General features: G+C 47.4%; 10 protein-coding genes. 1 reads left to right on the forward strand and 9 read right to left on the reverse strand.

Translation table 11 applies throughout. The annotated features are described in order from the left end of the window. Positions 1–51: 51 nt before the first annotated feature. From ACNI23_RS13620 to ACNI23_RS13635, 4 genes are all read right to left on the reverse strand, one after another. A complete protein-coding gene (locus tag ACNI23_RS13620; RefSeq protein ID WP_420249442.1) occupies positions 52–819 on the reverse strand; it encodes a class I SAM-dependent methyltransferase in 768 nt (255 codons plus the stop codon). Between the two features lie 133 nt (positions 820–952). Continuing rightward, positions 953–2,479: a YifB family Mg chelatase-like AAA ATPase gene (locus ACNI23_RS13625; protein ID WP_420249443.1), complete on the reverse strand. Its 1,527-nt coding sequence runs from the start codon at positions 2,477–2,479 to the stop codon at positions 953–955. Positions 2,480–2,619: 140 nt separating this feature from the next. Continuing rightward, entirely contained in the window at positions 2,620–3,048 is a 429-nt protein-coding gene (locus tag ACNI23_RS13630) for a bacteriohemerythrin (RefSeq protein WP_420249445.1), read from the reverse strand. Between the two features lie 74 nt (positions 3,049–3,122). Then, positions 3,123–5,783, reverse strand: coding sequence for a cobyric acid synthase (locus ACNI23_RS13635; RefSeq protein ID WP_420249446.1), 2,661 nt, complete (start codon positions 5,781–5,783; stop codon positions 3,123–3,125). A gap of 160 nt (positions 5,784–5,943) precedes the next feature. On the opposite strand from ACNI23_RS13635, the gene ACNI23_RS13640 reads away from it, so the two are divergent. Then, positions 5,944–6,312, forward strand: coding sequence for a cupin domain-containing protein (locus ACNI23_RS13640; protein WP_420249448.1), 369 nt, complete (start codon positions 5,944–5,946; stop codon positions 6,310–6,312). Here ACNI23_RS13640 and ACNI23_RS13645 read toward each other — a convergent pair. From ACNI23_RS13645 to lepA, 5 genes are all read right to left on the reverse strand, one after another. Beyond that, positions 6,309–7,202 (reverse strand): radical SAM/SPASM domain-containing protein, encoded by an 894-nt coding sequence (locus ACNI23_RS13645; protein WP_420249450.1) that lies wholly within the window; start codon positions 7,200–7,202, stop codon positions 6,309–6,311. The genes ACNI23_RS13640 and ACNI23_RS13645 overlap by 4 nt on opposite strands. A gap of 40 nt (positions 7,203–7,242) precedes the next feature. Next, positions 7,243–8,346 (reverse strand): tetratricopeptide repeat protein, encoded by a 1,104-nt coding sequence (locus ACNI23_RS13650; RefSeq protein WP_420249452.1) that lies wholly within the window; start codon positions 8,344–8,346, stop codon positions 7,243–7,245. A gap of 89 nt (positions 8,347–8,435) precedes the next feature. Continuing rightward, positions 8,436–10,718, reverse strand: a complete 2,283-nt coding sequence (locus ACNI23_RS13655) for an ATP-binding protein (RefSeq protein ID WP_420249453.1) — start codon at positions 10,716–10,718, stop codon at positions 8,436–8,438. A gap of 166 nt (positions 10,719–10,884) precedes the next feature. Further along, positions 10,885–11,487, reverse strand: a complete 603-nt coding sequence (gene lepB, locus ACNI23_RS13660) for a signal peptidase I (protein ID WP_420249455.1) — start codon at positions 11,485–11,487, stop codon at positions 10,885–10,887. 46 nt (positions 11,488–11,533) lie between these two features. Then, positions 11,534–13,339: a translation elongation factor 4 gene (lepA, locus tag ACNI23_RS13665; RefSeq protein WP_420249457.1), complete on the reverse strand. Its 1,806-nt coding sequence runs from the start codon at positions 13,337–13,339 to the stop codon at positions 11,534–11,536. Positions 13,340–13,596: the final 257 nt, after the last annotated feature.

The following is a 13,596-nucleotide window of genomic DNA, read 5'->3' on the forward strand; positions in this document are numbered from 1 at the left end:
GGTCAGACTTTTTTTTATTTCGGACGTCTCAACTGAAACGTGGAAAGGCTATCATGTTCCACCGGGGCAGTGATAATGTGCCCGGTTGCGCGCAAATGGCACTTTGTCCGCTTGACGATTTCCGCCGGAACAGGATTCAAACGTAGGTGCATAGCGAGTGGAACATTTCTCCATCACAATGCAAAAAAGATCTCTGGGAAGAGCACCCTCTTCAATCCGTTCAATGGATTTGATTTTAAAACCACTGGCCAGCCCGCGAAGCTTGTCCTCGCTAAAAAAATGAACCGCAAACTTTCCGACCTCATACAGGTTCTCACCCAGATGTTCACCGGCGCGATAATGGCGGTCAAAAATGGACCGCACAGAATAAACAGCCAGTCCACCGGGCTTTAAAACCCTGTGTAATTCACTTAAAGCACAGGAAATCTCAGCCATAGTCAACTCCATACACAGCAGCATATGGGAATAACAGGCATCAAAGGATTCGGATTCAAAAGGAAGCGGTTTGCGGATATCGAAGCAACGGGAATCAATATAAGAAGAGAGGGAGGAAGAAGTAGCTTTGGCGGAAATTTCATCAACGGCCCGGATGGAATAATCAAGGGCTGTAACCTTGATACCGTCTTGCGCAAACAAAAATGTATCGCGCCCCTGCCCACACCCTGACTCCAATACAGAACAAACATTATTTTCGCGGAACAGCTCAAGCGACTTCTGCGCTAACATGCTTGGTTGTTCCCCAAAATAACTTTCGGACTCTGTAAAGATTTGATCCCAAAGCTCTTGCTGCTTGGTGAAGGCATTCATTACCGGCTTCATTACCCCTCCCTGAAAGAACCAGTACGGTAGGTAATATTACAGCCAGCCGGACTTGGCAACTACTGAAATGTGGCAATCATGCACCAAATACGACATTATCACATTCATAGAAAAACACTGATTACGCCAAAAATCAGCCCTGCCTATCCATACTGCGGTAATTGATAGCCTCAGCTAAATGCTGCACCTGAATCATATCCGCTCCGGCAAGATCGGCAATGGTCCGGGAGATGCGCAAAATTCGGGTATAAGCGCGGGCAGAAAGTCCGAGATTGCGCACAGCCTGCTCAAGAAAAGTGTGTTCAGCCTCACTGAGTTTACAAAATTTCTCCAGTGATGAACCGGACAACTCGCTGTTAGTAAGAATGTTCATATCCTTGTAACGCTCGGTCTGAATTTTCCGCACCCGCTCGATATTAGCTCGCATGGAAGCGGAATCAAGCCCGGAGGAATCCCGTAAATCCTTATACTCAACAGCGGGGACCTCAATCTGCAAATCAATACGGTCCAATAACGGCCCGGAAAGCTTGGATCGATAACGGGCAACAGCCTGTGCAGAACAGGTGCAGGCATGCCGTTCATCAGTAAAATATCCGCAGGGGCAGGGATTCATAGCGGCGACAAGCATAAAGTCAGCCGGATAAGAAAGAGACATGGCGGCACGGGAGATGGTAACTTCTCCGCCTTCAAGCGGTTGGCGCAGAACTTCAAGCACATTTTTCTTGAACTCCGGGAGTTCATCCAGAAAAAGAACCCCGCGATGGGCCAATGAAACTTCTCCCGGTTTCGGGTAGGCCCCGCCACCGATCAGTCCGGCATCGGAAATAGTGTGGTGCGGAGCACGGAAAGGCCGGGTAACCATAAGTGACTTATCACGTTCCAGCTGTCCTGAAACACTGTAAATCTTGGTGACCTCCAATGCTTCCTCAAAGACCAGCGGAGGCAGCACGGTGGGAATGCGTCGGGCCAGCATGGTCTTGCCGCTGCCCGGAGGACCGATGAAAAGCAGATTGTGGTTGCCAGCGGCACCAATCTCAATAGCCCGTTTAGCGTGCTCTTGTCCTTTGACTTCTGAAAAGTCCATACCGAAGGACTGCCGCCCGGACCAAAGCAGGTCTGTATCTACCGTTGCAGGCTCGAGATTATCCTCACCGATCAAAAAATTCACCAATTGAGAAAGAGTCGGTACCCCGTATACGGAAAGACCTTCCACCACCGCTGCTTCATTGACGTTCTCAGGACTGACGATCAAACCTTTAGCCCCCTTACGCCTTGCTTCAATAGCCAGCGGCAATACACCGTGCACAGGTTTGATTCCGCCGCTCAATGAAAGCTCCCCGGCGAGAAACCAACCTTCCAAGGCAGACTGGTCAATCACTCCAGCAGCGCCGAGCAAAGATGTTGCTAGAGGCAGGTCGTACGCTGAACCAGCCTTTCGGATGTCCGCAGGAGCAAGGTTCACCGTAATACGTGATGGCGGAATGCGGTAACCGGAATTTTTCAATGCAGAAAAGACACGTTCCTTACTTTCCTTAACCGCTCCCTCGGCCAGACCGACCATGGTGAATGCAGGCATGCCCTGACGGGTCAAATCAACTTCCAGATCAACTTTAAAGGCATCAATACCCATAAGGGCGGCACAGGAAACTTTAGCAATCATCGAACTTCCAGCGGTAAAAATTGGTATCTAAATTAATAATCGGCTTTTAGATATCCGGTTTATCACCCCAAGGCAAGATAACAAAGGAAGTTCACTACCTATACGGTGGACAAGCATTTAAAATCACATATAAAGGGGTATTATCTAATATTTTCTGACCAATCTTTTGCGCCACCCTGCTTAATAAACTGCACAATCTTATAATCTTCGCGCAGGATGTGCTCTATCAGCCAACCGGACAACAGCTCTTTTATCTCATCAGGGGTAACTTCTTCATAATGAAAACGAGCGGACCGCAATGATTTTACTTTTCCCTTAAGTCCGGCATGGAGATTACGGTGTTCCTGAATGTAGGGATATTCAATCTTCTCCATATATTTTTCTTCAGCATTGAAATGCATTACTGTGAATTCGTGCAATTGCCCCAGAATCCGATCAACGGCCGATTCAGTTTCACCCTTGGCAAAGGCTTCAAGAATGTCATTTATCATCTGCACCAGACTTTGGTGCTGTTCGTCTATTTCCTTTATCCCAAGATTCAAGCTGCTATTCCATTCAATCCTGCCCATGAGCCCCCCAAAGATAAATTAAAATCTCTTACCGGAAGCATACATTATTTCAAAGGCTAACAGCAAGAAAACATCTAGAGCTTAAAACCTAGGGCAGTGTAAACTGCATTCATGTCGACATTCTCGCGGACCACGGAAGCAAGGCGGTCAAGCCCCTCTTCCATATTGAAAACAGACTGCACTCTGCCCAGCTTGGGCAACCCCTTGCGGGCCCGAAGGGAATCAACAAACCAGCGCCTGAATTCATCGGCATCAAAGATACCATGCAGATAGGTTCCCCAAATCAAACCGGACTTGGAACCGAATCCCAAGACCTTGGAAATCGGTACTCCCCCGGTAATACCTTGCGGAACAATGGCCGCACGCACTGTGGGCAACAAAGGCTCGGTCTTACCATGATGAATTTCATATCCGACAACTTCCAGTTTGCTCTGGGAATGCATACCTGTGGTTCGGGTCAGAGTCTTTTCCGGAGCGAGGGTGGTCTGCAAAGGCAACATCCCCAATCCTTCAGCAGAACCGCCGGATTCAATTTCATCCGGGTCACTGATAAACAGACCCAACATCTGGAAACCGCCGCAGATGCCCACAATCACCGCTTTATCACGCAATCCTTTCACAGCTTCTGCCAGCCCGGATTCACGCAGATGAGCAAGGTCCGAGAGAGTCGACTTGCTACCCGGAAGAATTATCGCGTCAGGAGTTCCGAGGTCTTCAGGGTTATCAACCACTCGCAGGTTTACATCCGGCTCCCCCTTGAGTGAATCAAGATCCGTAAAATTGGAAATGCGCGGCAAATCGATGCAGACCACGTCAACGCAATCTTTGCGTTTGCTATCAGATCCGGATTTTTTCAAATCTTCCTTGAATGAAACAGAGTCCTCATCCGGCAAACCTAGATTCGCGATGTAAGGAATAGTCCCAAGCACGGGCTTTCCGGTATGGCTTAGCGTAAAATCAAGTGCCGGAGTCAAAAGCGAAGCGTCCCCGCGAAATTTATTGAGCAGGAACCCGCAAACCAGTTCCCTTTCTTTCGGCTCCAGTAAATCCATGGTTCCGGCAAGGGAGGCAAAAACGCCGCCCCGGTCAATATCCCCAGTAATGATCACCTTGGCTTCGGCATAATCAGCCATTGCCATGTTTACGATATCGTGCTGCTTAAGGTTTATCTCCGCAGGGCTTCCCGCGCCTTCAATAACCATCACATCAGTATCGCCGCTTAAGGAATCGTAAGCTTCCTTGACCGCCTCAAAAGCGGTAGGCTTGTACTCCACGTACTTCTGAACCTTCATATTGCCCACGGGCTTACCCATGACAATTACCTGCGAACCGATGTCACTGCCCGGTTTGAGCAGCACAGGATTCATGCGTACATCCGGTGACATCTTGCAGGCCGCAGCCTGAGTAACCTGCGCCCTGCCCATTTCCAACCCGTCATCAGTAACAAAAGAATTAAGCGACATATTCTGGGCTTTAAACGGAGCGACTTTAAAACCGTCCTGCAAAAAAATACGACAAAAGGCTGCAGCAAGAATTGATTTACCGGCATTGGAGCAGGTGCCCTGAATCATCAGGGCCGGGGTCTTCCGAGGCTTGGGAGCGGCAACTTCCATACCGGAGAAAGAACGCAATCCGTCAAGAAGAACCCGATTTTCTTCCTCAGTACGCACGGCAATGCGGAAATAAGTGGAATCCAATCCATCAAAATTATCGCAATGGCGCACTGCCACACGATTCTTGATCAGATGTTCGATGAGCCCGGAAGCATCCATGCCCACCCGCTGCACCTGACAAAGCATGAAATTAGCTTGAGATGGTAAGGCCCGAATACCGGGAACCTCAAGAATTCCCTGCGCCAATTCTTCACGCAAACGGACCGTAGTCTCGATGGTTTTGCGCTCGTATTCCTCATCTCGCAAGCAACGGAGCCCGACTTTCTGGGCCAAGATATTCACCGACCAGCAGGGCAGCACATTCTTGATATCCATGATAATATCAGGCGACGCAAATGCCAGCCCCAGCCGCAAACCGGGGATAGCGTAAAATTTGGTCATGGAAACAACGGTAATTACGTTGGGCGGACGTTGTCCGGCCAAACGCTGCAATCCCGGGACAAAATCGGCAAAGGATTCATCAATTACAAACCGGGATTCAGGATGCTTTCGGGCCAACGCCTTGAGTTCCTCAGGGTCAAAGGCTGTACCGGTGGGGTTGTTCGGCTGAGCCAGAAAAACCAAGGCCGGAGAAGCAGCAAGAAAAGATGAAAGAGTCTCAAAATCGGGAGAAAACGCTTTTTGCGGATCAAGGGGAATATGCTCGGTTTTTAATCCTGCAAGCTTGCAGGAACGCTCATAATCCACATAACAGGGAACCGGGATTACCGCCCGTTTGAATCCGCCCACTCGCGCAATGGCCGCTATCAATTCTGAAGCACCGTTCCCGGCCACGCACTCCGTGGGCCAGACAGAAAATTTCTCGCAGGCCGCAAGGGTAAGCTCGGTACATTCCGGGTCAGGATAACGATCAACTTCGGCAAGAGCCCTGCTAACTTCCTGCTGTAGCCATGCCGGAGGTCCCAGCGGATTGATATTGGCAGAAAAATCCACAATATCGGAAGAAGGACACCCGGCCCGGTCCGCCAATTGGCGCAAATTACCACCGTGGGTATATTTCCTTTTTTCAGCTTCAATTTCAGCAAATTGTTCTTTTAAGGACTGATCGTTAAAAGACTTCATACGCTCTCTCCGTTGGATGAAGGAAATTTTTATATTCAAGATATAACTGGAAATGGGACCGGATTCAAATAAGACTTTAAATTTCACACTGGCAAAACAAAATGAAGCCGTATACCATCAAGAAAGTTCAAAAATATCGATCCAAATAGGGAGAGACACCATGAAGTATCAGGCCATCAATTTCAAGGACAAACTTTCGAAATTCCAAGAACATTGGTCACCACGCGTAGTAGCGGAAATGAACGATTACCAGTTCAAGATGGCCAAACTGGAAGGAGAATTCGTCTGGCATGATCATAAAGATACAGATGAAACTTTCATAGTCATCGAAGGAGAACTGGATATCTTCTTCCGGGATGGGAAAGTAACTCTTAATGCCGGAGAAATGTACGTTATCCCGAAAGGAATTGAACATAAGCCCGTTGCAGCAAAAGAATGCAAGGTCATGCTCATTGAACCACGCGGAGTTGTGAATACCGGCGAAGCTGATGGAGGTGAGCTTACTGCGAAGAATGACGTTTGGATTTAGGGGGCATAAAATCCGGTACACCCCTTACACAAATCAATCTCATCCTTACGCCCTTCCTCGAATGCCCGGATCATCTCCAAGCGGGTGGGATGAGCGGCGAGTTCTTCCAGGGTGTTATCCAGCACGGAACCGAATACGCCGCGTTCGTTAAGATCGTTGCAGCAGACCGTGACTTTGCCCTCGGGCAGGATTACCAAGTTCTTTTGCAACAGGAAGCAAACCTCGCCTACACGTTGCTCGGCAATCACCTGATAGCCGCTGTCATCAACACCAAGATCGACACTGCCGTCCCAATTATGCGGATTTCGCACACTGACTTTATCCGCCAATTGCAGAAGTGCGGCGAATTCCGGGTCCATTGCCCCGCCGGGAAGACCTTCTGCCGGGATCATGCAGATTATCTCAGTCCGCACAGGTTCCTTGGCGCGGCTGTTGATATCCATGAAGGCCTGAACATTTCGCCGGACCACGTCCCACTTTGCGCCTTTGCGAATTGATTCGAATGCAGCAGGAGAACCGCCGTCAATGCTGAAACGGACCTGTGTAACCGCCCTGCTGCGGCAAATTTGTTCGGAAACTTTCGGAGTCAGTAACATGCAGTTAGTCAGAAGGCCGATGGTTACTGACGAAGGAATGGAAGGCCTATAGCGGCGAATCACGGAAAGCATTCCCGGCAGATCTGGATGCAGTAATGTTTCACCACCGTTATGCAGGTCGATGCGCCGCAGATTACTGAACACCCCTGAACTCAACTCCTGCATGACCTTTTCAAGCACAGCACGGGACATGACTTTGCGTTCCTTTGTATGATCCAACGAACACCACTGGCAACGCAGGTTACAGGAAGAGTTGAATTCCAAATTAAGCAGGGTAATAGAATCAGCGTACAACAGAATAAGTACGATACGCTAAGTTGCCGACCTTTCAAAGTTATTTATTAGCTTTGCAACGCTTTCGGGCAGTAATGAACTTGGGATGAGCATCCGGCAAAAGATTGGAGTAAATACTGAAAGCCCTGCGGCATAGCTCGTCTGCTTCATCATGGGATCCGGTTTTTCTCTTGCACTGGGCCACACGGGTGCAGCCATCAGCAACAGGAACCGACTCTTCACCATAAATAGATACAGCCGCCGCAAGTGCGGATTCATAGAGGGGCAGAGCCTCATTAAACTTGTTGGAATGCATGAAGACATCGCCCAACCCGGTCTGGCATTTACTGATAATACTCCGGGTACACTCATGAGTGTCACAGGCCATACCCAAGCCCTGCTTGAACAAGGCTTCTGCCTGCCAATAATCTTCAATGATCAGGGCAAGCTGTCCTGCTTCATAAATATGAACAACTCCGGCCTTACCGGTCTCGATCCCCTTAACCAGAGCTTCCATGGCTCCATCGTAATCAAGATCATTTTTAGCAAGCAATCCCAGATGAAAATAGGCATCAGCTTCGCGGCGGGCATAAGCCTTCCGCTTCACGCCGGACTCTTCCGCAATTCTGGCCCAGATAGAACGTGCTTCTGCGCTATCACCGGAAGCTAGCATGGATTCGGCAGATTCAATCTCGGTCTCAGAAACCCAGCCTCGCAGAATTTCCAATTCCTCTGCAAGTCCGGCAATTGCTTTAAGGGAATCCGCATACCCGGACTCAATAAAAAGCAATCTTTGCTCTGCCTCTTTAAGGGCTGCGGATATTTTACGGGATTCCGGAGAATCAACATCACGAAGCAACTGTAGATCAACCTTTAATTCGGCAACCTTATCACGCAGATCTTCTTCGTATTTCTTAAGGGTAAAATCGGACTTTCCGCTACCGGGCATCTTGGGCTTCAAGACAGAAAAATACACTATAACCACGGCAATGCCTGCAACGGCAAAAGCAATAATTACAAGCTTGCCTTCCGGAGTAATCGCCTCCCACCATTTGCCTGAATCTGTTGCTGCGGAAGCAAATACATTCATCACGCCGGCAAAGAGCAGACCCATTACTGTAAGGCACAAGGCAAGAATCAATTTCCTGTTAGTGAATAATTTCATATTACCACCCTCCTGCAGCGCAGGACTATTTATTACCTTAAATAATACCAGAGCAGGGCAGGTAGTCAATGAAAGTCGGAAAAAACAACTTATCTCTTGCTTGAATATTTAATCAGGAGCTTTTCAACATCACCAATCTGTGTTGGTTTGGCCAAATAGTCATCGATGCCCGAAGCAAGAAACTCTTCTTTATCTCCCGCCATGGCGTATGCGGTGCATGCTATGATTGGAATCTCTTTAGCAGCCTCTCCACCCTCACCACTGCGGATCCGGTGAGCGGCTTCAAGTCCACCCATTTTAGGCATCTGGATATCCAAAAAAATCAAATCAAACTTTATTTCCCCAGCACCCAGAAGATTCAAAACTTCACACCCATCACTAGCAACTGAAACATTACAGCCATATTGCTCCAGAAAACTCTTAAGCGTGAGCAGGTTTACCTTTTCGTCTTCAGCAACAAGAACTTCAAATTCCTTAATAGAACTTTTATCCAAAATACGAATTTTTTCATTAGTGTCAGAGCGTTGCTCAACAGCTCCAAAGTCCAAAGAAAAACAAATTGATGTTCCGGTATTAACTTCACTACTTATAGAAAGAGTTCCACCCATCAATTCCAAAAGCTGCTTTACAATAGCAAGCCCTAAACCTGCTCCCTCATAATTTCGAGTTCTGCTAGCCTCTATCTGGGTAAATGAATTAAAAATTGAATCCAGCTTACTGTCCTCAATCCCGATTCCTGAGTCTGAAACAGAAAACAAAATTTTATAACTACCGTTCTGATTGTGGCCCAGAAGATACGCTTCCACTAAAACGAACCCGGAATCAGTGAATTTCAAAGCATTACCGATCAAATTATTAAATATCTGATGCAGACGGTTGATATCGCCAACCATTAATTTCGGAACATTCCCAGCAATTTCAACCCGCAAATCAATATTTTTCTGAATGGCTGCGGGCTTGAAAAGGGCATGAACAGAATTCAAAGCATTATGAAGATCAAATTCAGCATTAATTATTTGCAGATGACCGGATTCAATTCTTGTTACATCAAGTATATCACCCAAAAGATTGGTTAACCGTTTACAGGATTCCATAGCAAATTCGCATTGCTCTTCCTGCTTCTGATTCATCCCGCCCATGCGCATCAATTGCAGCATACCCATAATTCCATTTAAAGGAGTTCGGATTTCATGGGACATATTTGCCAGAAACTCCGACTTAGCAATATTAGCTGATTCGGCTTCCAACTTTGCTGCAATGAGTCTTTCCTCTGATTTTTTTCGCTCCAGAACCAAGGCAACGTTCTTACTGAACAAAGACAATATATCCATGTCCTCTTCGGACCATCTCCGATGCTCAAGCACAGAATCAAAACCAACAAAACCGACCAGTTGATCATTAAAATACATCGGCTCAATAAGCACAGACCATATATCCTGAACTTGAAGAATCTCTTTGTCCGGCAAATTATCCGGCAATGCGGAGACATCGGGGATATAATAAGACTCTCTTCTACAAAGAGTTTCCCAAAGCAGGGAACCGGACTCTCTCAAGTCTAAATTCTGTAATTTGTGAATTTGCGGTTCTATATTTTTGGCACACCACTCATGGGTATTATCGCAAAAAGAAGTGTTACCCCGCATGAGAAATATATACGCCCTGCCCACTCCGGCAAAAAGGCAGATTTTTTTTAAAGCCTCTGTAAGTCCTCTATCTATATCCCCGACAGACAGATTAAGAAAATCAGAGGCAACCTTACTTACCAGATTTTCAAAGACGATACGTCTGGAAAGTAAATTTTCTGCTTCCTTCCTTTTGGTAATATTCAGTGCAGTAAAAGAAACTCCTTTTGACCAGTCATTGTAGTCCAAAGGCTTTGAGCTCAGAATGACATGTATAATTTTACCGTCTTTACGTTGGAATCTAGTCTCGACCGAACCGGTTCCCTTCTCTCTTATCTGGGCATATTTATATTTACTGACGCCATCAAAATCATCATCACTAGGATAAACAACACGTGAGGACTGGCCTATTAATTCCTCTCTGGAATAACCTGTCATTTCGCAGAAAAAGTCATTCACTTCCTGAAAAACACGATCAACAACTACCCCTATGCCTATGGGGGCAGCAGACAATACTGTTTCCAGCTGAATGTCCCGCGCTTCTAAAATCTTCTTTGCCTTTAGATTCTTACGGAGCAACAAAGTATAAGAATAGAAAACACACCCCGTTATAGCTCCAAAAATTAAAGGGACCAAAAAGGACTGCGGAACTAAAGGCCAACCCATTAAATACTTTTGGGAAGCGGAAAGCATGCATAAAACAGATGCACCGCAAATGGCCGCAAATAGGAAGCGAAAGACAGAAAACATAAATCCTCCCGACTAAAAACCTACCACAGCTCACATAATTACTCTAACTATAATGTAATCAATTTCTTTTTTGCTTAATTAATAACGAGAAAATTGTCCAAAAAAACTAAAGCCCCGGTACAAACGTACCGGGGCTTTCATGTATCCAGATTTCAACTGTGTGCGCTTAGTGCAGGATGTCTCCGATCCGCTCCCAGCGAACGGTCTTGGGACCGCCCCAAGACCAGTAGATAATCCACGCCTTTCCTAAGATGTTCTCTCTGGGAACGTTGCCCCAGAATCTGGAATCGTTGGATCCATCGCGGTTGTCACCCATAACGAAGTATTCGTTTTCGGGAATTACCCGAGGCGGCATATTGTCGCGCAGTGTTGAAACGTGGGTGGTATCGGTGTACTGCACGTAAGGCTCAACAAGCTCCTTACCGTTTACGAAGACCTTCTTGTTCTTGATCTCCACAGTATCACCGGGTACGCCGATAACCCTTTTAATATAATCCTTACTGGGATCCCCGGGATATTTGAAGACAATGATATCCTGATACTCGGGATCACCAACCGGCACGACAACCTTCCCGGTAAAGGGAACTTTCACACCGTAGGAAAATTTGCTTACCAGCAGATGGTCTCCGATCTGGAGAGTCTGCAACATTGAACCGGACGGAATCTTGAAGGCCTGCACGATAAAGGTTCGGATAAAAAGAGCCAATATGAGTGCGATAAAAAGAGCTTCAACATATTCCTTCACAGTGCTCTGCCATCTGGGATTCATAATTAATATCCTTATAGTTTCCTGCGTTTAACACAGGGCGGGTCGTTTAATCTTCGCCGGCCTTAAGAACGGCCATAAAAGCTTCCTGCGGGATCTCAACGTTACCCATTTTCTTCATGCGCTTCTTACCTTCCTTCTGTTTTTCCAGAAGTTTGCGCTTACGGGAAATATCCCCGCCGTAACACTTGGCGGTAACGTTTTTCCTGAACGGGGCCACTCGTTCTTTGGCGATGATCTTACGACCGATCGCGGCCTGAATAACAATTTCAAACATCTGGCGCGGGATTGCTCTTTTCAGCTTAAGGGCAAGTGAACGTCCGAAAGGATATGCTGAATCCTTATGGACAATGGCTGAGAATGCATCCACCGGATCAGTGTTGATCAGGATGTCGAGCTTTACCAGATTCGATTCGCGATAATCAATAATTTCGTAATCAAGGGAAGCATAACCCTTGGTCTGCGACTTCAGCTTGTCAAAGAAATCGTACATGATTTCCGCAAAAGGAACTTCATAAGTGATGATAACCCTTGAAGATGTCAGGTAACGCATGTCCTTCTGAATTCCGCGTTTCTCCTCACAGAGCTTGAGTACCGCGCCAACATAATCGTTCGGCACGTGGATTTCAAGGCGGCAGAAAGGTTCAGCCAGAGATTCGAGATCTCCGCCGTCGGGCATCTTGCTGGGGTTATCAATTTCAAGCACTTCGCCATTGTTAAGCCTTGCCTGATAGACAACGGAAGGCGCAGTAGCGATTAGCTTGGCCTGAAACTCACGTTCCAGACGTTCCTGAATAATTTCCATATGCAGCAGACCGAGGAAACCGCAACGGAAACCAAAGCCAAGAGCTGTGGAGGTTTCCGGTTCAAAGGAGAACGCGGTGTCGTTGAGCTGCAATTTTTCCAGCGCGGCCTTGAGCGGCTCATACTCGGCGGGTTCCACCGGATAGAGTCCGCAGAAAACCATGGGCTTAACTTCCTGAAAGCCGGGAAAAGGATCTTCAACCGGATTGACGGCAAGGGTAATGGTATCGCCCACGGGCGCATCATTGAGCTCCTTCATGCTGGCGCAGAGGAAACCTACCTCACCGGCAGCCAGCTCTTTGGCCTTCTGCGGTTCAGGGGTGTAAACACCAAGGGTGGTCACATCGAAAGTACGTCCGGTGGAATGAATCTGAATCTTGTCGCCCTTCTTGATGGTACCGTCCAGAATCCTGAACAGAACAACAACTCCCTGATACGAATCATACCAGGAGTCGAATATCAGGGCCTTGAGCGGACCATCAGGATCACCTTGCGGAGGAGGAAGATCCTTCACGATAGACTCAAGCACATCCTCCACATTCAGGCCGGTTTTGGCGCTGATCATAAGCGGCTCGGAACAATCCAGTCCGATGACTTCCTCGATTTCCTGCGCAACTCGTTCACAATCAGAACTGGGCAGGTCCACCTTATTAAGCACAGGCACGATTTCAAGGTCGTGGTCCAGTGCCAGAAATACGTTTGCGAGGGTCTGCGCTTCAACCCCCTGAGTTGAGTCGACCACCAGCAGCGCGCCTTCAGACGCGGCAAGGCTTCGGGAAACCTCATAGCTGAAGTCCACGTGACCGGGAGTATCGATCAGGTTGAGGATATACTCCTCGCCATCCTTGGCCTTGTACGGAATACGCACAGTCTGGGCCTTAATGGTGATCCCGCGTTCCTGTTCCAGTTCCATTTTATCAAGGTACTGGTCCTTTTTTTCACGCTCGGAAACCATTCCGGTGATTTCAAGGATACGGTCCGCAAGAGTGGACTTGCCGTGGTCAATATGCGCAATGATACTGAAATTTCTTATTTTATCTAATTTAGCCATATGGGAAAAGTCGGCGGCCTCCAAGGGTCGTCGCCTTATGTTATCTTCTTTTAATGTCCCCTGTCCCGTTTTGGAGCAGAGGTTAAGGGGATTCCTTATTACGGTATTTGTGAGCCGCTGTCTAATATGTAATTACGGTTGCGGCAAGCAATAACTGATCGTCTTTGAATAGAAATCAAAACTAACCTGACAACTTTATTACATTCATAAAGAAATGTTGCTAAATTTTCACAAAATGAATTGATTGACCCATCAAT

The organism is Maridesulfovibrio pacificus (SeqCode) (genome assembly GCF_048612815.1).
GTDB lineage: Bacteria > Desulfobacterota > Desulfovibrionia > Desulfovibrionales > Desulfovibrionaceae > Maridesulfovibrio > Maridesulfovibrio pacificus.